Source organism: Helicobacter mastomyrinus (genome assembly GCF_039555295.1).
In the GTDB taxonomy this organism is placed as follows: domain Bacteria; phylum Campylobacterota; class Campylobacteria; order Campylobacterales; family Helicobacteraceae; genus Helicobacter_C; species Helicobacter_C mastomyrinus.
In genome coordinates, this window is the sequence record NZ_CP145316.1 from 641,753 (window position 1) to 661,116 (window position 19,364).

A 19,364-nucleotide genomic window follows, 5' to 3' on the forward strand; every position below is an offset into this window, starting at 1 on the left:
TCCAAACAATTAATCAAGGGAGTTTTTACACGCCGGATTCTATCGTGTGCCTTGTGTATCAAATGCTTTTAAATGCTAAAATTGATATAAAAAATTATGTTTTGCTTGATAGCTCTTGTGGTTATGGGAGTTTTTTAGAGATTCCACAAAGTTTCCTAAATAGACAATTTACTCAAATTATTGGCGCAGATATTGATAAACAAGCCTTGCAAAAGGCTCAAAAAATTTTTAAAGATTATGCCATTGCACCTTTATTCCTCCATACAAACTCCTTGCAAAATGTCTCAAGAGAAAAATTTAATATTTTAGAATCTTCTAAACTCATTATCGTAGGTAATCCACCTTATAACGATAAAACCTCTATCGTGCAAAATCACCTTAAAAGCACAGATTCTAACCCTGTGGATTCTCAACTTAAAGCGCGAGATATAGGCATTAGCTTTTTACGTTCATTTGATATATTAAAAGCGGATTATATCTGTGTGCTTCACCCGCTTTCTTATTTGATTAAAGAATCAAACTTTAAATCCTTAAAAAACTTTACTAAACACTATCGCCTATTGGATTCTACAATCATTAGCTCACAAATCTTTTGCCCTAAATCTTTGGGATTTTTTCCTATTGTTATTGCCTTGTATGAAAGAGACAATCAAGGAATGGATTTTGATTTTATTTGTAATTTTTCTTTTAAAACTCGTGAGGACAAATCTTTTAGGCTCAATGATTTTGATTTTATCGCACAATATATTGATAAATATCCAAATAAAAAGCGTGTGGATTCAAAGCACAAAGTGGCGATGTTTTATACTCTACGCGATATTAATGCCCTCCGCCGCTCCAAAACATTTATAAGCAAAAATACTGCAAATGCAGTGTATGTTACACAGGATAAATATAGTCTTTACTGCTATGTTGATGTGTTTAAGCAAATCATCAAGCATATTCCTTATTATCTAGGAAATTGTGATATTTTGATAGATTTTAAGAAATTTCAAGCCTTAGAATCTGCATTTATCAAAGCAAGTGAGAGTAAGATTCTAAGCGAGGATATAATGCAGTATTTCAAAGATTTGTTAGGGGAGCATTATGAGGATTGAAAGTGTAAATGTAAAAGATAAGAAAATTCGTGTAGAGATTCCGCTTACAACACAAAGCGGTAAGATTAGAGTAAAGATAAGAAATAGCTTTTATGAATATGGAATCCCAACGGCGACAAAAAAATTCCATTTTCGCAAAAACATTATATTGAATGGCAAATCGGCTATGATGTGGATAAGAGGAATAAAAAAAACTTGCTTTAAGCACTCTGCAAGAGACGCATTTTGTAGGAGCAAATGGGAAAAATAAGGCACTTTATGAGCTAAGTGAATATTTATATTATTTTGTGCAGTGGGGGATTATCAACAAGGCAGAGATTGAAAATCTTTGCACATTTTTGCAGAATCTTAAAAATGAGGATTTTATAGACAGCAGATTTGTCGTGCTACATCTTTATTTTTTTCAATATTGTGAGGAAACAAAAGAGAGGATTCTACTTTATAGGCTGCAAACAAAGTGTTTGCCTATTGTTGCATTTTATAAATATTTGCTTCTCAAAATATGAAAATATTGCTATAAACTCTATATTTGCTATTCTACCATTGTGAGGAGTGAGGACAAAGCAACCTATTAAATTTTATTAGATTGCAAACTATTTTGTAGATTATGGACTTTTGCAAAGCCTTAAGTGCTTATAGCATTTGCTATTTTTTTCAATAATGTTGTAATTACATACAAATATCATCATAAAGGATTTAAATGCCATCTCTTATGCTTTTAGGTGCGGGGATTATGTAACCCCTCGCGTAAAATCAAAGTCATTTCGCGTTTGAAATCAAAGTGAGAGATTTGACTTTGATTTCAAACAATTAAATTTAAGTAAATAATCCCCAGCAGTAAAACTAGCCCTTTAAGCCTCTTATTCCCAACCTTTAAAAAGCTCCATAATCTCTCTTATGTTCTCTTGCCTTATCTTATCTCCCAGCCATTAGCCCCATCATATACTACTCATTCAAAAAACCATTAAATCTTTTAAACACCCACCATACGCATTTTAAAAAGATATTAAAAACCCTTTTAAAGCCCCTTAAAATCCCTTTCCCTCACACTTCATTATTTTTTCTCATCTTTGTGCTACTCTCACTCTCGCATTTGTTACAATCACTTATTTATTATAAGGATTCACAATGCCACAGCTCACCTTTAGAGAAATCATAGAGCGCATTAAAGACATACTTGCCACAGATTCTATCCTAAAGCCTAAAGACATCGATGTGGCAAAAGCTCTTAATATGTCGCCAAATACCCTCGCTCAAGCAAAGTTTAAAAACTCTATTCCTTACAAAGCCATTATGGATTTTTTAGAATCTAAGCACATCTGTATCAATACCTTTTTCTATGGGAGTGCACCAAAAGAGAGTGTTCATACTTTCGAGCATTACAAGATTTTAAAACTTTATAGTGCTAATGCCTCTTTGGGTGGAGGCTGTATCAATGAAAGCATACAATCACAAGAAGTGATATTTGATGAGCGCATTTTAGCACATTTAAAAGTGAGAGATTGTGAGCTTATACTCGCACTTGGTGAGAGTATGGAGCATACATCACCGATAGGAGCTTATGCCTTGTAAGCTATAAAGAACGTGAAGTCAAAAATGGCAAGATTTATGCGATAAGGACAAATGATGGACTTTTTATCAAGCATTGTTTTATCAAAGATAAAAGCCTAGAGCTTATCTCCGCAAATCTTAACTATGAGCCATTAAGCTATGCGCTTAATGAGGTAGAAATTATAGGGCGGATACGAGGGGTGATTGCTCCTGTGTGATGATTACTTAAGAAATACCCCTAAAATATACTCCTGCACAAGCTCTTGCAATTCATCTTGCAAAGATTGAGGGACATTACCCTTATCATTGATAGGTAGAAATGCCCGAGCAGGAATGATAGTTTTATGATTTCTCCCTGCTTTACCACCAAATTGATGAATCCTCGCATACACTACATTTGTGCCTATACTTGCACTCTTGGCAGTATGTGAAGTGTGAATAGAATTTATCAGTTTGCCTTTATCTACAAGCTTTTTCTTTAAGCCCTTGCTCTTTTTAAGCGTAGCAGATGATAAAGGCTTCCACTTTTCCCCAAAGGGTGAGGTCTCTTTTTCAAAAGATTGTGAGGTAAAGAGAGCTAGAGTATTAGCAATATGTGCCATTAGTGGCTCTGTGTCTTTGAGCCTTAACTCTAAGCTTTGCATTTGTCCTCTTAGCTCATCAAAACTCATATATTTTGGCATAGCCTCTCCTTTTTTGTAAAGATATGGTATAATTGCTTCTGCCACAAAAGAAAATAAGCTGGAGTATCCCATTCCACTTGAAAAGTAGTGTGCAAGTCTAGAGCTTTCTTGCGTTTTGTGGCTGTGAATAAATCACTTTTTTATTTTTGAGATTTTTAAGCAAGACTTCTTTATTATCTACTGCTAGTAAGCTCTCCACCCAAACTTCCTTTTTATCACTTAAGCTTTTGAGACTTAATCTATACCACCTATCAAGTTTGTTCAGCAAGATATATTTCACGCTAGATTTCTCATCTTGATATATAGAATCTATATGCTCTATCATATCCGCTATAAGCGTATAATCAAAAGCATCAATTTCTGGGTGTCTGCTTTTATGGTCATTTATAACACTCGTGCTTATGCGGATATGTTCTGCTTCATTAGCAAATATCTTTTGTAGTTGCTTTGGTATTTTGCAAATAGAGGCAGTTTTTTGTAAGTCCGATGTGCGCCATAGCTCATTTATCTCCTTAAACCTTACATTTCTTTGCTGTATAAATGCTGCTATGGCTTTTAGCCTTGTGATAGCATTTGGATTATTCGCGTGGATTTTAAGTTTTTGATTAAGAATGTGAGCAAGAGCCGCATTATTATCACTTATATCAAATGTTGCTTCTTGCACATTTGGCATATCACTTATATTACTTACCTTTAAGCCAAATCTATCAAGCTGCTCCTTAGTATAAGCCTCCACTCTACATCTACACCCAAAATCAGCCCCAGGATAATGCTTCTCCCAAAAGCTATGCTCACGGGGCAAGATAGTATTATGCAAAAGCTTATGTGAAAGCCTCGTGCGCGAATCATTTATAGCTACATAGCGATAATATATCTCACCTTTGAGATTATCTTGTGTCATTTTACGCCCTTGATTATAAGAGTTAAGGATATTTTGATGATAAATTTGCTTTAGTCTTTTTGGGTTAAGGGGGGTATTACTTTGGGTAAGCAAACTTTGCACGTTTTGCTTCCACTCTTTAAACTCCTGTCCCTGAAGCAATGCTAAGCTTAAAGATTTTTGCATATCGCTTAATAAATCTACATTGGCAATGCCTTTAATAGTAAAAACACGATTATAAATATTATGTTTTAGGGTGGAAAGCTCATTAAGCACTTCAGGCTTTTTGCTTTGCAAATAAGCGATAGCCTCGCTTGGTGGTAGATTGAAATCAAAGTGTAACATCATCTGCCCCAAAGAGTGCGCCATTAAGAAAAAGCCTCATTAGCTCTTGCTCTTTTAAAAGCAAATCCTCTCCCTTAAAACTCAAAGCAATCTTTTGTGCTGCCTGCTCATAACTCTTGCAATCTTTTAAAAATGCTCCCAAATCAAACTCGCTCTTAGGATTCACATCTTGCAAGGCTTTATCAATCTCTAGTTCTTGCCCTGTGAGTAAGTCTTGAGCTTTGTTGAATGATAAATTGTGAGAAGTTTGCGTAGAATCTGCATAGCTTAAATGCGAGATTTTAAAGGTTTTCTCTAAATGTTCTATGGGGATTTTCACACCCATTTGAGAGAGGATAAGATAAGTATCGGCTTGAAGTTTCTCATCTTTTTCTGTGTTGGTATCAATTTCAAAACTAAAAGGTGCAGGAGTAGCAAAATTAAGAGCTAAGAGTTGAGTTAAAAGCGAATACACACTCTCACTTAACAAAAAAGCGTCAAAGTCTGTGGCATTTTTTTGCATTTCATTATGGATATTGCCGAGTGCCTGCGTGCCATTTTGTGTAGAATTGGAGCTCAAAACCTGCCCTGTGATGAGCTTAGAAATACTCTCATCACAATAGCGCACAAATTCTAAAAATGTGCCTTTATCTACATTACCATTAACTACCTCTACCATATCATTTGCTCCAAAAAGCCCCACGCTATTGCTTCTTAGGGCAAGCGCTGATTTTAAAATAGCTTTACTATCTTCTTCATTGCTAAGACTATCGCTTTTGATAATAAGTGGTGGAATCGCATAGCTATCAAGATAGCTCATATATTTCATAAGCGAGATATGTTTAAGTGAGGCAATGGATATGATTTTATAGATTAAAGATTGCTCAATGATGTTGCCTGTGTCTGTGGGGTGATAATGCGTCCATATATCTGTATTGTCCTTAAGATATATCTTATTCCCACCTTGAGAAACATAGGGCATAAAGGCATTATTGCTTTCAAAATAGCGAGGTGAGATAAACTCAAATTGAGGGTAGATTCTGCTATTTTCTTGTCTATAATTGATAATAAAACTCGCAAAGCCATAAGCAATGGCAGAGCTACACTCATAGAGAAACTTTCTAAAATTACGACTTTTACTTAGCTCTTGAAGAAATATATCTTGGGCTTTATCATCGCTTTGCACCACAATAGGCTTACCGATGAGATTACTCCTACGTTTATTAAGCTCACTTGCAATTTGCGTATCAAAGCGTTTAAAATGCTCAAAACACGCAATCACTTCACTTAAACTCTCCGCATTAAGTGCGGATTTTACTTGTGAAAAACTTATCGCATTTGGCACATAGTTTTGATAGCTTGGCTCTAAAGTTTATATGCGGTGTTTTAAGTCCTTTTAAAGGCTTTTTAAAAAGGTTTTTGATATTCATTTGCACTCCTTTATATTAATCCCTCGATTTCTATGCTTACAATACTCGCACCCACCTTGCTTAAAAGAATCTCGTGGTTTTTCAAAAAACCAAAGCTCATAAGGCATTCATAGTTGTTTGCGATGATAAACACCACTGCTTGCCCTCTTAACTCGGCTAATTCATAGCTTACCTTATCCATTTCATCATCACTCACTAGCACATTAAAGGCATTTGTGCGCTTGAAATTGCCCTTTGTTAAAGAAGTATTACCTTCCTCATCTGTAAGCACTTTAGAAAAATCAAGCATAGAGATAGAATTATCCGCATAGAGCGAGATACCAAGTTCAATTAAATCTCCACAAATAATAGAGCCAATCTTAATATCTCTAATGCCCCAAGCCCTTACCCTAAAGATAATATTGCGCGTGAAAGTGTTGCGCTCATAATAAATATGATGTCTATATTTTTTACCCCAATTTCCAAAGAAATATTCACTCCAGCTTGAAATATTTTGCCCATAAAGTTTGTATGTCCGCTCTTCAATCACTTGTGCGTTACGCACATCTATGACTTCAATATTCAAAAACTTCGCCTCAATGTTGCTTATATAAATGCCCTTTGCACCAAAGCAAGAAAAACTTATATCTAATTCATCTTCCGCGATACAAGAGGTATTGAGATAATAATCAAAACACGCCCATTGATTGCTAGTTCCTACTTTTTTCCAACTCAAAACATCAGTCAGTGGCTTATTTACATTATCACTTAGGGCGACATAGACATATTTATCACTATGCACCTTGTCGTCTTTGTGATACTCTCTACCTAATTCAAAGGTGGGGGTCGATTCTAGGAGATTAGAATCAATAATCACAACTTCACTACGCGTTAAAACTTTCACTTTTGCGCTCCTGCTTCTAAACTTTCTTGAGATACGCGGAGCATTTGTTTGAGAGTGCTAAGCATAGCCACTTGTAATTTTTCATTTGTATTGCGCTCTTGTGTATTTATCTCCTCTAGTTTTTTTGTTTTTTCAAGGTAGGGGTCAATCATATTGAGCTTTGTTTTGTTCTCACCCTTTAGGGCTTCCTCATACTTTTTACTCGCATCAGCACTTTGTATTAATGCCTCGCCTAGTGCGTTAATGCGCTCGATTGTGTGTGGGTCGAAATTCTCCCTTAATGCTTCCTCTCGATAGCTAAGATAATTATCGATATTCACATCAGCTGCGCCCAGTGCCTCTTGCAAACGTTCTACTTGAAGTGCGGCAAGCTCTGCGCCATATCTTGCCGCCTCGCTCTCTTGACCTTTGAAAGTATAAAGCCAACTCTGAAAACTCTGCCCTGTGGATACAAATGTAGTAAGGCTTTCGCTTAATGCCTCGCTTATTTGCTTGTTCATACTCTTAGCATATTCTTCCCATACACTATAAATTGCATTGATGTTTGGTGTGGGAGCTGTGCTTTTTAATGCCTTGCTTGGTGCTTCAAAAAAGCTCTTTATAAGCTCCTTTGCCCCTGTGTTCAAAATCTCATCATAGTCTTTATATCGCCCAGCAGCAATACTTAGCTCTTTGACACTCCCACCTATGTCTTGCAGTAAATATTCATAGCCCCTTATGCCTTGTTGTATGCCTCTTAGGGCTATATTTGAGGCATCATAATATTCTGTCCAATGCCTTGTTTTCTTTGAGAGACCCCACCATTTCTTTGTGGTTTCTGTTTTATCTGCAAATTCTCGCGCACTCACATTGTCTTTTGTAGCCTTTGAGATAAGCTCCACTCCCTTTGCTTTGGTAGTAAGCTTGCTTGAGCTAAAACTTCCTATCAGTGCTCCACCAATACTACCGACAAGTCCGCCTACAAGCGCACCAACAGCTGTGCCTATCACAGGCACAAAACTACCAATAGCCGCTCCCGCTGCTGCTCCTCCCGCTGCACCACTTTGGGCGTATTTTTGTGTCTTGGCGGCATTCTCCTTATCACTTATGAAGTTACCTACTAAGCCCCCAGCAGCACTTGCAATGCCAAATCCTGCAAGGCTATCCCCTGCAACCTCTCCTAGTGAAGATTGCCCAATTTGTAAGCCTGTTACTCTCCCTACAACACCACCTACTGCGCCATTACTGCCTAAGCCATCAATGGCGGAGGCGAGGGATTTATTCATAGATTCTATAACAGAGGATTCCATAAAGGCAGCAGAGATGGAAGTTGCAAAGCCCTTTGTAATAGAGGTTTGCATAGATCTAAACAAATCCTCGCCAAAGTTTGATAAGCTGACAAATTTGCCATTAAGCGCATTATTGATATTTTCATTAAGCGCGGAGTTTATATTGCTTTTTAAATCCTCATAGGTTTTTGAATGCTCTTGTATATGGCGCATTTTTTGCTCGTGGAGTTTTAGTTCCACTTCATAGAGTCTATTGGCTTGCTCTATGGAGATTTGCCCTGATTTTATCTTTTGTCTTAGCTCTAAGTTTAAATGCGTGATTGTGCACTCATAGCGTAAGGATTCTAATTCTAGCTCCTTTTGTTTGTCCTCTTTCATCAAAGAGATATTCTTTTCTCTTATGGCAAATTCATTATCAAAATAGCTTCTTAGCAAATCCCCATCTTTTGTGCCGCTGCCTTGCTTCTTATTCGCATTCGCACCGATTTTGCCTTTAAGCATTTGAGTAGTTTTTTCAGATTCTAAACCCTCTTTGGCTTTGTCTTTCCAAATATCTTGGATTTTCTCAATGCCCTCACTAAAAATATCGCCATAGCCTTTAATATTGCTCATCATAGCAGCTTTTAGCTCTTTATCTTTATTATTTAGTCGCTCTATTTGCGATTTATGGTGCTTGTCGTCCTCACCAAAGCTAAACACACGTGCCATTGCGTGATAGGCAACCTGTGCGCTATTGATAAGCAATCGCAAAGAGTTGATAAGTAAGGATAGAGTGTTTTGCACCATCTTAAAAGCCGAGCTTAGCATTGCTGCAGCACTTTGAAAGCTCTTTATTACGCCTAAGAGTATATCACCTTCACTCGCGCTATATCCAAAAGCCTCTGCTAAGTCATTAATGGCTGCTACAATAGTATCTCTTACCATCATTCCAGCCTCAAAAACAGCACTTACAAGTGTGCTTATAATATCAAGTATGCCTTGAAACACGCTAACAATCGTGTCTTTATGCGTGCTTAAAAACTGCGTAAGTGAGGCAAGAGATTGCTTCATAGAATCAAAAAATGGCGCAATAGCACTTTGCTTAATATCATCAAAGGTGGAATTAAGCTTTGCCATACTTACAGCATAGCTATTAGCACTAAATGCAGCACTTTCACTAAGCGGTTCTAACTTCTCCATAATGAGTTCATAGAGTTTGCCCTCTTGTTTTGCTTTACTCATCTCCTCTGTGCTAAGCCCCATAGCACTCACAAATCGCCCAAAATCTGTGGCAGTGTTTGCTATGCCACTTCCTAAAGAATCTAGTGTTACCTTTAGAGAATCCACACTCACACCGCTGACATTAACTGCTGCGGCAATAGCTTTCATTGCATTTTTTGCTTGCTCTAAACTCATAGAGCTACCTGCAGTAGAATAAAATCCCTTAAACATATCGCTCATATCGCTCACAGAGTAGCCAAGCTCTAGCCCTGAAATCTTTAAATCATCAACAACCTGCTTTGATTGTTTGAGGGCAATCTGCCATTTTTCTTGGGCATTTAGCATCTTGCCTGTGGTTGTAGCATTTTCGTGGTTAATAGAAATAAGTGAGGCGATGGAATTATTTAGCTGTTCATATTGAGCATTAAGTGCAATAGCTTCTTTAATGGGTGTAACAAACACATCTTTGAGGATACTTAAGTCTTGTGCAGCAAGCCCTAAAGCACCTAAGCCCAAAGTCGTCTTGCCAATGCTAGAGCCAAAGGATTTGCTCTCTTTGTTTGCGTGGGCGAGATTTTCCTGCGTGCTTTTAAGCTCTTTATTCGCGCTTGTTAGCTCACCCTTTTTGACATTAAAGATAATCTCTGCAATGACTTTTGACATTATGTTTCCATCTCCGCAATCATTTCTTTATAAAGGCTTAGAATCTCTAGCGCATCGAGTTGATATTTAAGCGCAAAGTCTTTGAGTATGGCATAGTTAATGCTCTTTATTAGCTCAAAGCCCCCTATATTAAACTCTAGTGCGAGGTTAAACCCAAAGGCGAGCAGCTGCTCTTCTAAGTCCTCTAGCTCTATGGGCAAAGGCACACTTTTACTATCCTTGCTTAAAAATGCTTTTTCCTTTGCCCAGCGGATTAGTTTTTTCTTTTTGCGCCTTTAATGGCTCTAAATTGTTCGTTTATCGCGGTGTAAAAGTCTGCTAATGAGCCATTCTCAAGCAAATCTGCGATAAACTCATCTTTTTTCTCACCCTTGATATTCTCGCTTAAATGCTTTTTAGTAAGCTCAAAGCCTTTGAGTGTGTCTTTTTGGGATTCAAGCTCGGCGAGTTGGTTGGCATTACTCTCTAAAATCTCAAGTTCTATACTCTCTCCATTACTAAGCTGTGCTTGAATATTGATACTTGGACGTTCTACCTTAAATACAAAACTTTTATTCATTTTCTACTCCTTAATTAGATTCTGACTCATTCACAACCTCTTGTGGCTCATCTGTTTGTAGATTTTCCTCACCCACTATCTCCTCTTGGGCTTCCTCTTTTGATTGCTGAATGTAGTGCGTATAATAGCCCTCATCGGTTTTATTCGCACTGCCTTCAAAATCCATAGTTGCAAACTCTTCACTCATCAAGGGCAAATCTCCGCTCATCTTGATATTTGCCTCATAAATCACGCCCACAACCTGCTTTGCCTGCACGGGTGTGCCGACAAAAGTAAGCTTTGCTTTAAGCAGCGGATTACTCCCTGCGTCAATTTTGACAAAGCTACAAGCACAATCTGCTACCGCTCCACTTGGCAAAATCTCACCTTTCTTAAAAGCTACCTCTTTTATCTTAGAGCCTAAAGCTGCAGCGAGGTTAGCAGGAGAGAAACTATTGCACTTTATCTTAAGTGTATAGCTCTCTTCAGTTACCACTTCTGCGATTTTTTGCTTTAGTCCTCCACTTCGTGTAAAAGCAGTCGCGGTTGTCGTATCACGCGTGAGGGTAATCTCTGTCGCACCCATATCAAACTTTTCCCCGCTTAAACTTCCATCTGTGTTGTAGGGCTCTATATACATCACGCCCCCGCTCAAAAATAAATTGTCCTTTTGTGTGTTGTTTATTGGCATTTTTACTCCTTTATTATGCAATTTCTTTTGCTTCAAGCTCACAATTTTCTAAGCCGATTTTTTTACAGAGATTAAAAAACTCCAAAATTGCTTGTGTGCTACCACCGATTGTGCCTGTGCTATCATTTTTACTCTTACCTAGTAAAATGCAGCCTTCTGTATCCTGTGGGTAATTGCCTATGTGAATAAGAATGCTACGATTCCTAAAGCTAGGTAATTCTTTATCGCAAGTAAGCAAAATTGCAATGTAAGGGTGTGTTTGTTCTCCATTTGGAGTTTGCACCTTACGATAATATAGTCCTGTCTTTTTGAAATTCTCAAGCATGTAATCTTTATGATTTTTTGCAAGTGAAGCATTTTTGCCTGTCTGCGCCCACTCTAATTGATATGTGCGTGGCATAATACGCTTATCTTGTTTTGGTGTATCAGTAGATTCACCGATATTCTCACAAGTAAAGCAACTCCATATCTCTTTTAAAGTGTCATTCTCTTGAATTTCATTCACACTAAATTTACCTAATGTAGAATCCTCGATTTTTGCGACATTTGGCTTTTTCACATCTTTGTGTTCGCTTAGTCGCTGAAGTATAATTTTGTATTTCATTTATTCTCCTTGTGATAAGATTTCTAAACTCTCAACAGCATCTTTGTAAGAATAGTATTGAGCAATATTGCCGCTTAAAGATACGACAAAGGCGACCAAAACAATAAAGCGGACAAGTTTATAAGCGGTGCTATTCATTTTTGCCTCCTTTGCTCTCTTTATTGCCATTTTTAAAGGCAAGTAGCTCTTTTGCAAGATTAAGTGCCTTTTCAATTCCTAAAAATCCAAGTGCAGCAGCGATACCTACTCGCGCAAGGTAAGGCAAATCAGTAGCACTTAGAGTGGCATAGACAATCACACACAAAAATGATGAAGTAACTACACTTTTCAAAGCAACCTTAAGCAAGTAGCGCATATCATTTGATGTATCTTCTCTTTGTTCCTCGTTAAAAAAGCTTACAACCCCCGCTAAGATACCAACAATAGCAATGGGTAAAAGCTCTAAATAATGTCCTGCTTCAATCATAGTATTACCTCCACTACACGCGCTACACTAAGTGCCACGGAGATGATAATCATCGCCCATAGGCTCTTATGCACGACAAACCAAAATCGCTTGTATGAAGGCGAAATATCGCAGTGATACTTGCCAATCAAAAACCAGCGAAAATAAAACCACAGCCTTTTGAGGTTGTTTTTACATTTTCTAAAGAAACTTCGTTTTGTCATTTTTCACCTCTACTTATTTTAATGTCTTACATACAGGAGCAAAGCCCCTGTATGCGCCTAAAGCCCTGCGGGGGGCACTCATTTCTTACGCATTCAACGCCAAGGGGATTCTCTAATCTCCTCTGCATTTTTTTATATCAACCTCAAGCATTTGAGTATAAATAAGGACATTTTTCACATCTTTACCCATATCAAAGCTTTGTTTTGGACGTTCTCTTTTTGCCACACTGCACTTTTGAGGCACAAGCACTTCTACATACTCTATCCTCGCACACCCATAAAATAGGCTAAGGGGAAGTAGAAACAAAAAAGACTTGTAAAGCATTTGCTACCTCCTGAAGTCGAATTTCACACTCGGGAAGCTCGCTCCCTTGTGTATTTGTAGTGCTTATGTATGGATTATTTGTAGAATCTAAATCTGCATAGTATTTGCGCCGCACTTCCTGCTCGATTATATTACTCTCGCGCTCGTTGTAGCGTGAGATTACCTCTGCATCGAGTGCGTTTTGCCTAATAGCCTTGTTTTGCTCGGCAAGTATCGCGCCTTTCACTCCCACATCGATACTTTTATCAATGTAGGCATTGATACCATAAAATAGCGCGAGCACAACACTCACAAGCCCTAGGATTACAAATATTGTCTTTTTCATTTTCTCTCCTTTATCGTGTTTTAAGATTAAGTATTATTTCATACACAAAAAGCCCATTTGTTTGCGTGAAAAGCCCTACTTTCTCCCAGCTCATAAGCGAAGCATTAACACAGCTTAGTGCATTTGCCCTGTGCTTAGAGCAAAGCTCTAAAATCTCTTCTATGCGTAAAAAAATGCTAGAGCCATCTTTGTTAAGAGAGTTTCCTGCCACATAGATTTTAAGCTCATACTCGCGGTAGCTCTCCTCTTTGCTCCTCATAGAGCTAAAAAGCAGATAGTTACCCTCTTGTGTGATTCTATCTTCGCTTAAAAGCAAGAGATTGCAGCTTTTAAAAAGTGTTAAAACCTCGTTTAATAGCGTTTTTAACAAAATTCACTCTCCCTGCTTTGTGCCGCATAACAAGCACTTGGGCTTTTTGCCCCCTTTTCATCAATAAAGGGCGCGTTTTTTACGACTTCTAGTGCGTTTTTGAGTAAAAGCTCATCTTCGCCATTGAGCTCTATCTTGAGATAGATTTTAAGGCGAATATAGGCTATATCAATACGCGCAAAAGTAGGCACATCTTTGTTTTTGCAAATCTCATCGCTTTGAGCTAGTGCGATTTCTAACACTTGCCCTGTAATCTCGCTAGGATTATCAAGGCTTTGTGTCGCGCGAAATTTAAGATGTGCTAAAAGCTCCATTACTTTCCCTTTGACTTTTTTTGCTCTACTAAATCATCACGCTCACTCTCTTGCTCTTCCTCCACAGAAAGTAAAGAGGATACTTGAAGCTCTAAGGTTTCAATTCTCTTTTCAAAAGCACTTAGCCTCTCATCAATTTGTGTATTGAGCCTGCCTTGCGCTTCACGCAAGGCTTTTGCATTTTCTCTATTTCCCATTTTATCCTCGCTTTTGTAGCTAAAGCCACCGCTTCGGTCTTGCTTTGGGCAAGTAAATTGCCCTTCGCGCCTAAAGCTTGAGTTATGACTGCTAAAGCATTCATCAACTCGGTTTCTAAGGTATTTCTACCCAAACTTACGCTTATGGGGATTACCCACCTTATCCCTAAAAACACCCTTAAGGTTTAGATTTGAGAGCGAGTTGCCACATTCCATACCCTGCATTATCCTCTGTGCGGATTCCATATAAGAAGCTATCTCGCATAAAGACATTTTCATCTGTGGGTTTATCAAGCCCTGCAAACTCCACACTTCTATTGATTTGTAGCACGAGGGGCTTTAGGACTCGTGTTGTGTCAAAGAGATACCACGCACTTGCGTCAGTAAGCCTATCACACACGATGTAGTCGCACATTCCATAAGTGATGTTTGAAGAGCCATTACTCAAAGTTTGTGCTTTAAGAATCTTAATCGCTTCTACTTCAAGCTCTGGTGGGACTACAAGTAAGCTAGGGCGGATTCTCAAAGGATTGCCATATTCATTACTCACCCCTCGCATTTCCTGCCTTGCACTTAAGAAATTTGCTTGATTAAGTGCAAGAGAGAGGGAATTACTAAAGGTTTGACTGCCTACTTCGTGGTCTGTTGCAAAGAAAGGTCTGCCATCATAACACGCGCTATTTGCCTCTAAAAGCCCAAAGACGATTTCGTCATAATGTTCACGCACAGATTCAGCCATTGCTTGCACGCGAGGCTTGACAATGCCTAAACTATCATACTCAATCACATCTCGGCTCACTTCAATAGTGCTCTCCCATTTCTTACGCGTAATGGTGTAGGTATTTGCCTTAAGGTCTTTAAGTGTGCGCTCACCCGTCCATTCAATCATATTTGGAAAATCACCAATCCACGCATAATCAACGCTAATAGTGTTTGCTTTTACTTCTGTGGCAATTTTCTTATAATCCTCATTTTCGCTTTTTAAAGCATCGTTGAAAACCTTGCTTAGTCCTTTTGAGACTTGCTCCATATATGCAGTATCTAGTTTTGGCATTTTTTCTCCTTTAATTACAAATCAAGTTGGGCTTTGATATGCTCATCAATATCTAAGCCTTTTTTCTCATCAAAATCTGCGCTCTTGTTTTTCAAAACGCTCTCACATTCAGCCTTGCATACTTCTAAGAAAGCACCTAAATTTTCTTTATTCATCGCAAGTGCAGCTTCTTTACGCGCAGGGAGCATAGAGGAGTTTTTAATCGCTTCATTGATAAGCTTTTCTTTTTGCTCTTGTTCCTCTTTGCTTTTTTGTTCTTGTTCCTCTTGTATCTGTGCTTCTAGTGCTTTGATTCGCACCTCTAGTGCCTTATTTTCTTCCTTTGCCTTTGCAAGCTCATCTTGCAAGGCTTTTGCTTGCTCCTCATTCATTCTCTCTCCTTGTAGGGTTTGCTCATTATTTAAGGCAGTAAGTGAAGAAAGATTAGGGCGATTGACAAGCCCAATAGATACAATATCTACAACCTCTCCTTGTGCGTTTTTTAAATACGCAGGGGAGATATAGCGATAGACTTTGTCTTCTACAAGAGACTTGCCTATGGAGTTTAGCTCTAAATCCGCATAGATTCCATCTTCTCTTGCTTCAAAAGAATCTAGGGGAAACCAGCCGAGTGCTTCTTTATCTTGATGGTCTTTATCAAGCATAATGTCGCAACCCTTAAGCTTTAGTCTCTCTAGCACAAGCGCAGCATTGAGGCTAAACTCTCTCCCATCAATGCCACTAAAAGAGCCACAAGGCGAGATTTTCACTTTCTCTTTTGTGTCCTTTTGTGCTTGTGCGCTTTGAAGCTCCAAAAACACTACATCTTTCATTCTCCACTCTCCTCATTTGTTTTAACCTCACTCGCGGGAGTAAATCCCGCTTCGTTCCTAAAGCCCTGCGGGGGGCACTCATTTGTTTGAGTGTTGGCATTCTAGAGTTCTTTCACGCATTGTTTTGGTGAAGTTTTCACAAAAACAATGCACGTAGGCTTGGTTTAATGCTAACCCAAAAAGGCTTAAGTAAAAAAAGGATTTTAAGAGTGAAGAACATAAGAGAACAAATAAAAGAGCGATACATTCAAGGTATGGATATTGTAGATATTTGCACGAGCCTTAACATCACCCGCGCAGGATTCTACTACCACAAAAACGCGGATTTAAAAAAAGGCATTAATTGGGATAATCTCCTTTTAGAATCTAAGCGAGATATTAGTTCCATAAGAGACAAAGAGGCGGTGTTTATCGCCACGCTTATTGCGAGCTTTGAAGAATTTATGCAAAAAAGCAAAGAGAATGGATTAAGCCCTGAGGCACTCGATAAGCTTCATCAATACGCGCAGACTTATTGGAGGCTCAAAGCCCCAAAGAATGATGAATTTTCACTCAAATCTAAACTCATTGCCACTGCGCGCGATACGATTAATGAAATCGCAAATATCGCCCTCAAAGAAAATAATGAGATTGTGGCGGATTTTTTAGCAAAAAATGCAGATACGATTATAAATAAGGTTTTTAAGGATAAAAATTGAAAAGTAAAATATCTACCCAATACCCTTTAAGCTTTAAAACGATTTTAAACGCAATTTAAACGCAATTTAAAAGGTATTATGCGATGAATGATTTAGCTATAAAAGAACTTAAAAGTTTCCTGCAGTCTCTACCTATCCTTAATGATAAGGAACGTAATAAACGAGTAGCGCGCGCAAAGAGTGATTTTACTTACTTCGTGCATACTTATTTGGGACATCACATTGGACTTCAAAACGAGTGTCCAAAGCACGGGCATTTGCACGAAGTGCCAATCCACACTTGCATACAGCGCAGCAAATCCCGCAAGGGTAAAAGGAACGAAGTGGGATTTACTCCCGCGAGTGAGATTAAAACAAATGAGTGCCCCCCGCAGGGCTTTAGGAGCAAGGGCAATTCACTTGCCCGAAGCGAGATTAAAACAAATGAGACTTCAGTCTTTAGAAATTGGGTATATGAGGAGCTACCACATATCAAGGATAATAAACTTATCATCAAAGCCTATCGTGGCGCAGCCAAAACTACGCTTATCTCTCGGCTTTTTGTGCTATGGCAGATTTTAGGAGGAAACAAACGATATGCCATTATCATTAGCTCCACACTAGATTTAGCCAAAGAAGGTATAGACCTTATAAAAACCGAGCTAGAAGATAATGCTAATCTCAAATGCGACTTTAACATCACACCTTTTAATGTATGGAGCGCGGAAGAGATAAGCTTTGAAGTCAATACATTGCCTTGCAAGATTAAGAGCTTTGGTGCGGGTAAAAAGATACGCGGGACAAATTTTTTAAGCATACGCCCTGACCTTATCGTATGTGATGATATTGAAAATGATGAGAACATACAGAGTAAGACCCAGCGTGATAAGCTCTATAGTTGGTTTAATAAAGCGATTTTAAAGCTTCCCTCACGCACAAACGCAAGTTATCAAATCCTACTTGTAGGCACGACCTTGCACTATGATAGCCTATTGCAAAGAATGCAAAAGCGCGATGATTTTAAGAGCTTTAACTTCCCACTTTTAATCAAAATGCCAAGCAACCTTGAGGAGCTTACACGCGAAAATCTTAGTAGCTTTAAACCCAAAGGCTATAAGCTTGATGATGAGCGCGCAAATATCACAGAGATTCTAAGTGATTACTTGCAAGATTGCGCAAGCTTTTACTCCGAGTTTCAAAATCTCCCACTTGATAAGGAGAATGCGCCTCTTAGCACTTATAGCACCTATGATGTGCTACCTCAAGGCATAGATTCTATAACCATAGGCATAGACCCAAGTATGGGTAAGGCAAGAGGAGATTACTTTGGGCTTGGCGCGATATTTTATGTAAAGAGCCAAAAGAAGCTCTATGCCACAGCAAATGGCTATAAAATCACACCTGATAAGATGATAGATAAGATTATCGCTTACTATTTAAAACTTAGCAAAATTACGCCCACTATCACAATCGCGTGTGAAGAAATAGCTTTCCAAGAGTTTTTTAAAAACACACTTAAAGAGAGAATGCGCTCACTCGGGCAATTTGTGCCAATTATTGGGATTCGCAATGCCGCGCATAAAAATGTGCGCCTTGATGCCCTATCTCCACTACTTTCTCAAGAGGATATGCGTATTGATACAAACGCACTGCTTCTAAGAGAGGAGCTTGATACTTACCCCAAATGCGCACACGATGACTTGCTTGATAGCATAGATATTGCGCTTCAAGCCTTTAATAAAGGCGCAAAGACAAATTACAAAGCCATAAACAAGGCACAAAAAGAATACAAGAGCCTATTTCAACACGCAAGGGAGATTTTTTAAATGCAAAAAATTACACCATTACCCACCCCGCCCACCACACACGATACACAAAGCTTTGATATAAGGGCTGATGCTTTTGTAGAAGCATTGCCACAATTTGGCGAAGAGCTTAATAGCTTTGCTTTACAAATAAATGAGCTCGGCACAAGCGTAGAGCAATCCCTTAGAGAGCTAGAACTTGAACTAAAAGAGAACCTAAAACAAGATAGGCAAGGCTTTAAAACAGAAGTAGAGAATGAAAAAAAGAATGCGATAAAAGAGATATTAGCACAGACCGCATTGCAAAGCGACCAATTCATAAATATAGCTCATCATATTCTCTTTACCCTAAGAGAGATAAAACACAAAAGGCAAAGAAAGCAAGAATGGCAAAATAGAATCGGGCAATACACACTCTCTTTTCGCTGCTGCTTGCCACAAGGTTATGTGGCAGCGGGGAGTATATTAAAAATAGACGAGTATCCCTTAGCTTATCTGTATTTTAAAAGCACGAGTAAAGGCTTACAAGAGAATTGCCCTAAAGGCTATTTTAGACTACCTAAGCCAAATATCTATGCTAAGGCTACAAACAATCCCTCCCTTGTAGGAGCATTTGAGAGAGAGGGCTTACCAAATATCACAGGAGGAGTATATCGCATTGCCGAGACTTTTCACGATTATGGCTGGACAAGTGGGGCATTTGCTAAAGAAGGTGGTCATAACTCGGGTGGCACGCCACAAACAGTTGATTGGAGCAACGCAGCAGCATTTAATTTTAATGCTTCTCGCTGCTCTGCTATCTATGGGCGCACAAATTCTGTGGAGGTTAATCATAATCTCCTCTTAGAGGGGTTTTATGTAGGGCAGAGGATTCCACCCCCCCCCCCCCGCAGCAATAGAGTGAGGGCAATTAATCTATGAATATTGTTTCAAAATGAGTGCCCCCCGCAGGGCTTTAGGCGCATACAGGGGCTTTGCTCCTGTATGTAAGACATCAAATTAAT

At 38.6% G+C, this 19,364-nt stretch carries 27 protein-coding genes; 7 read left to right on the forward strand and 20 right to left on the reverse strand.

Going from position 1 to position 19,364, the window contains the following annotated elements; translation table 11 throughout:
- Positions 1-8 precede the first annotated feature (8 nt).
- The 4 genes from V3I05_RS03170 (at position 9) to V3I05_RS10635 (ending at position 2,866) form a co-directional block, all read left to right on the forward strand.
- Positions 9-1,097 carry an N-6 DNA methylase gene (locus tag V3I05_RS03170; RefSeq protein WP_425531743.1) on the forward strand — a complete coding sequence of 363 codons (1,089 nt, stop codon included), beginning with the start codon at positions 9-11 and terminating at the stop codon, positions 1,095-1,097.
- Complete coding sequence (locus tag V3I05_RS03175; RefSeq protein ID WP_343353987.1) at positions 1,087-1,347, forward strand: hypothetical protein; 261 nt, start codon at positions 1,087-1,089, stop codon at positions 1,345-1,347. Before V3I05_RS03170 ends, V3I05_RS03175 begins: the two co-directional genes overlap by 11 nt.
- Positions 1,348-2,225: 878 nt before the next feature.
- Complete coding sequence (locus V3I05_RS03180; protein WP_300451074.1) at positions 2,226-2,669, forward strand: hypothetical protein; 444 nt, start codon at positions 2,226-2,228, stop codon at positions 2,667-2,669.
- 32 nt (positions 2,670-2,701) lie between these two features.
- Positions 2,702-2,866, forward strand: coding sequence for a S24 family peptidase (locus V3I05_RS10635; RefSeq protein WP_416372833.1), 165 nt, complete (start codon positions 2,702-2,704; stop codon positions 2,864-2,866).
- A 3-nt stretch (positions 2,867-2,869) separates the two neighbouring features.
- On the opposite strand, the gene V3I05_RS03185 is transcribed toward V3I05_RS10635, so the two are convergent.
- The 20 genes from V3I05_RS03185 to V3I05_RS03280 form a co-directional block, all read right to left on the reverse strand.
- On the reverse strand, positions 2,870-3,331 hold the full coding sequence (locus V3I05_RS03185) for a phage virion morphogenesis protein (RefSeq protein WP_343353989.1): 462 nt from the start codon (positions 3,329-3,331) through the stop codon (positions 2,870-2,872).
- A 97-nt stretch (positions 3,332-3,428) separates the two neighbouring features.
- The gene (locus V3I05_RS03190) at positions 3,429-4,580 is read right to left on the reverse strand and encodes a phage minor head protein (protein WP_343353990.1); all 1,152 of its coding nucleotides are present in this window, start codon (positions 4,578-4,580) and stop codon (positions 3,429-3,431) included.
- A complete protein-coding gene (locus V3I05_RS03195) occupies positions 4,543-5,880 on the reverse strand; it encodes a phage portal protein family protein (RefSeq protein WP_343353991.1) in 1,338 nt (445 codons plus the stop codon). The genes V3I05_RS03190 and V3I05_RS03195 overlap by 38 nt, the downstream gene beginning before the upstream one ends.
- Complete coding sequence (locus V3I05_RS03200) at positions 5,837-5,965, reverse strand: hypothetical protein (RefSeq protein WP_343353992.1); 129 nt, start codon at positions 5,963-5,965, stop codon at positions 5,837-5,839. Before V3I05_RS03200 ends, V3I05_RS03195 begins: the two co-directional genes overlap by 44 nt.
- Before the next feature lie 10 nt (positions 5,966-5,975).
- Positions 5,976-6,848, reverse strand: a complete 873-nt coding sequence (locus V3I05_RS03205; protein WP_343353993.1) for a hypothetical protein — start codon at positions 6,846-6,848, stop codon at positions 5,976-5,978.
- Positions 6,845-9,979: a glycine zipper domain-containing protein gene (locus V3I05_RS03210; protein ID WP_343353995.1), complete on the reverse strand. Its 3,135-nt coding sequence runs from the start codon at positions 9,977-9,979 to the stop codon at positions 6,845-6,847. The genes V3I05_RS03205 and V3I05_RS03210 overlap by 4 nt, the downstream gene beginning before the upstream one ends.
- Positions 9,979-10,185: a hypothetical protein gene (locus V3I05_RS03215; RefSeq protein WP_295701263.1), complete on the reverse strand. Its 207-nt coding sequence runs from the start codon at positions 10,183-10,185 to the stop codon at positions 9,979-9,981. The genes V3I05_RS03210 and V3I05_RS03215 overlap by 1 nt, the downstream gene beginning before the upstream one ends.
- Positions 10,186-10,232: 47 nt before the next feature.
- Positions 10,233-10,538 (reverse strand): hypothetical protein, encoded by a 306-nt coding sequence (locus tag V3I05_RS03220; protein ID WP_300449077.1) that lies wholly within the window; start codon positions 10,536-10,538, stop codon positions 10,233-10,235.
- A gap of 10 nt (positions 10,539-10,548) precedes the next feature.
- A complete protein-coding gene (locus V3I05_RS03225; protein WP_300859626.1) occupies positions 10,549-11,208 on the reverse strand; it encodes a hypothetical protein in 660 nt (219 codons plus the stop codon).
- A gap of 13 nt (positions 11,209-11,221) precedes the next feature.
- Positions 11,222-11,812 (reverse strand): DUF5675 family protein, encoded by a 591-nt coding sequence (locus V3I05_RS03230; RefSeq protein ID WP_300733192.1) that lies wholly within the window; start codon positions 11,810-11,812, stop codon positions 11,222-11,224.
- Positions 11,813-11,950 carry a hypothetical protein gene (locus V3I05_RS03235; protein ID WP_295701271.1) on the reverse strand — a complete coding sequence of 46 codons (138 nt, stop codon included), beginning with the start codon at positions 11,948-11,950 and terminating at the stop codon, positions 11,813-11,815.
- On the reverse strand, positions 11,943-12,278 hold the full coding sequence (locus V3I05_RS03240; protein ID WP_300449080.1) for a phage holin family protein: 336 nt from the start codon (positions 12,276-12,278) through the stop codon (positions 11,943-11,945). The genes V3I05_RS03235 and V3I05_RS03240 overlap by 8 nt, the downstream gene beginning before the upstream one ends.
- Positions 12,275-12,481: a hypothetical protein gene (locus V3I05_RS03245; protein ID WP_334086974.1), complete on the reverse strand. Its 207-nt coding sequence runs from the start codon at positions 12,479-12,481 to the stop codon at positions 12,275-12,277. The genes V3I05_RS03240 and V3I05_RS03245 overlap by 4 nt, the downstream gene beginning before the upstream one ends.
- 112 nt (positions 12,482-12,593) lie before the next feature.
- Complete coding sequence (locus V3I05_RS03250) at positions 12,594-12,806, reverse strand: hypothetical protein (RefSeq protein ID WP_300449082.1); 213 nt, start codon at positions 12,804-12,806, stop codon at positions 12,594-12,596.
- Entirely contained in the window at positions 12,769-13,131 is a 363-nt protein-coding gene (locus V3I05_RS03255) for a hypothetical protein (RefSeq protein ID WP_300449083.1), read from the reverse strand. The genes V3I05_RS03250 and V3I05_RS03255 overlap by 38 nt, the downstream gene beginning before the upstream one ends.
- Positions 13,132-13,141: 10 nt before the next feature.
- Positions 13,142-13,501, reverse strand: a complete 360-nt coding sequence (locus V3I05_RS03260; RefSeq protein ID WP_300449084.1) for a hypothetical protein — start codon at positions 13,499-13,501, stop codon at positions 13,142-13,144.
- Positions 13,495-13,815 (reverse strand): hypothetical protein, encoded by a 321-nt coding sequence (locus V3I05_RS03265; RefSeq protein WP_300449085.1) that lies wholly within the window; start codon positions 13,813-13,815, stop codon positions 13,495-13,497. The genes V3I05_RS03260 and V3I05_RS03265 overlap by 7 nt, the downstream gene beginning before the upstream one ends.
- On the reverse strand, positions 13,815-14,012 hold the full coding sequence (locus V3I05_RS03270) for a hypothetical protein (protein ID WP_300449086.1): 198 nt from the start codon (positions 14,010-14,012) through the stop codon (positions 13,815-13,817). The genes V3I05_RS03265 and V3I05_RS03270 overlap by 1 nt, the downstream gene beginning before the upstream one ends.
- Before the next feature lie 178 nt (positions 14,013-14,190).
- Positions 14,191-15,066 carry a Mu-like prophage major head subunit gpT family protein gene (locus tag V3I05_RS03275; protein WP_300733179.1) on the reverse strand — a complete coding sequence of 292 codons (876 nt, stop codon included), beginning with the start codon at positions 15,064-15,066 and terminating at the stop codon, positions 14,191-14,193.
- A 14-nt stretch (positions 15,067-15,080) separates the two neighbouring features.
- Complete coding sequence (locus tag V3I05_RS03280) at positions 15,081-15,878, reverse strand: phage protease (RefSeq protein WP_343353998.1); 798 nt, start codon at positions 15,876-15,878, stop codon at positions 15,081-15,083.
- A gap of 209 nt (positions 15,879-16,087) precedes the next feature.
- Between V3I05_RS03280 and V3I05_RS03285 the strand changes: the two genes are divergently transcribed.
- The 3 genes from V3I05_RS03285 to V3I05_RS03295 all read left to right on the forward strand — a co-directional run bounded on the left by V3I05_RS03285 (position 16,088) and on the right by V3I05_RS03295 (position 19,281).
- On the forward strand, positions 16,088-16,576 hold the full coding sequence (locus V3I05_RS03285; RefSeq protein ID WP_295701297.1) for a DUF1804 family protein: 489 nt from the start codon (positions 16,088-16,090) through the stop codon (positions 16,574-16,576).
- An 83-nt stretch (positions 16,577-16,659) separates the two neighbouring features.
- Positions 16,660-18,381 (forward strand): hypothetical protein, encoded by a 1,722-nt coding sequence (locus V3I05_RS03290; RefSeq protein ID WP_343353999.1) that lies wholly within the window; start codon positions 16,660-16,662, stop codon positions 18,379-18,381.
- Complete coding sequence (locus V3I05_RS03295; RefSeq protein WP_343354001.1) at positions 18,382-19,281, forward strand: hypothetical protein; 900 nt, start codon at positions 18,382-18,384, stop codon at positions 19,279-19,281. It begins immediately after the preceding gene.
- The last annotated feature ends 83 nt before the right edge of the window (positions 19,282-19,364 follow it).

Bases quoted from the DNA above. Each gene is read 5' to 3' on its own strand.
- V3I05_RS03230 (WP_300733192.1), bottom strand. From the start codon at position 11,812: ATGAAATACAAAATTATACTTCAGCGACTAAGCGAACACAAAGATGTG.
- V3I05_RS03295 (WP_343354001.1), top strand. From the start codon at position 18,382: ATGCAAAAAATTACACCATTACCCACCCCGCCCACCACACACGATACA.
- V3I05_RS03290 (WP_343353999.1), top strand. From the start codon at position 16,660: ATGAATGATTTAGCTATAAAAGAACTTAAAAGTTTCCTGCAGTCTCTA.
- V3I05_RS03240 (WP_300449080.1), bottom strand. From the start codon at position 12,278: ATGATTGAAGCAGGACATTATTTAGAGCTTTTACCCATTGCTATTGTT.
- V3I05_RS03255 (WP_300449083.1), bottom strand. From the start codon at position 13,131: ATGAAAAAGACAATATTTGTAATCCTAGGGCTTGTGAGTGTTGTGCTC.
- V3I05_RS03225 (WP_300859626.1), bottom strand. From the start codon at position 11,208: ATGCCAATAAACAACACACAAAAGGACAATTTATTTTTGAGCGGGGGC.
- V3I05_RS03190 (WP_343353990.1), bottom strand. From the start codon at position 4,580: ATGGCGCACTCTTTGGGGCAGATGATGTTACACTTTGATTTCAATCTA.
- V3I05_RS03235 (WP_295701271.1), bottom strand. From the start codon at position 11,950: ATGAATAGCACCGCTTATAAACTTGTCCGCTTTATTGTTTTGGTCGCC.
- V3I05_RS03275 (WP_300733179.1), bottom strand. From the start codon at position 15,066: ATGCCAAAACTAGATACTGCATATATGGAGCAAGTCTCAAAAGGACTA.
- V3I05_RS03280 (WP_343353998.1), bottom strand. From the start codon at position 15,878: ATGAAAGATGTAGTGTTTTTGGAGCTTCAAAGCGCACAAGCACAAAAG.
- V3I05_RS03210 (WP_343353995.1), bottom strand. From the start codon at position 9,979: ATGTCAAAAGTCATTGCAGAGATTATCTTTAATGTCAAAAAGGGTGAG.
- V3I05_RS03175 (WP_343353987.1), top strand. From the start codon at position 1,087: ATGAGGATTGAAAGTGTAAATGTAAAAGATAAGAAAATTCGTGTAGAG.
- V3I05_RS03270 (WP_300449086.1), bottom strand. From the start codon at position 14,012: ATGGGAAATAGAGAAAATGCAAAAGCCTTGCGTGAAGCGCAAGGCAGG.
- V3I05_RS03200 (WP_343353992.1), bottom strand. From the start codon at position 5,965: ATGAATATCAAAAACCTTTTTAAAAAGCCTTTAAAAGGACTTAAAACA.
- V3I05_RS03250 (WP_300449082.1), bottom strand. From the start codon at position 12,806: ATGCTTTACAAGTCTTTTTTGTTTCTACTTCCCCTTAGCCTATTTTAT.
- V3I05_RS03220 (WP_300449077.1), bottom strand. From the start codon at position 10,538: ATGAATAAAAGTTTTGTATTTAAGGTAGAACGTCCAAGTATCAATATT.
- V3I05_RS03185 (WP_343353989.1), bottom strand. From the start codon at position 3,331: ATGCCAAAATATATGAGTTTTGATGAGCTAAGAGGACAAATGCAAAGC.
- V3I05_RS03245 (WP_334086974.1), bottom strand. From the start codon at position 12,481: ATGACAAAACGAAGTTTCTTTAGAAAATGTAAAAACAACCTCAAAAGG.
- V3I05_RS03265 (WP_300449085.1), bottom strand. From the start codon at position 13,815: ATGGAGCTTTTAGCACATCTTAAATTTCGCGCGACACAAAGCCTTGAT.
- V3I05_RS03180 (WP_300451074.1), top strand. From the start codon at position 2,226: ATGCCACAGCTCACCTTTAGAGAAATCATAGAGCGCATTAAAGACATA.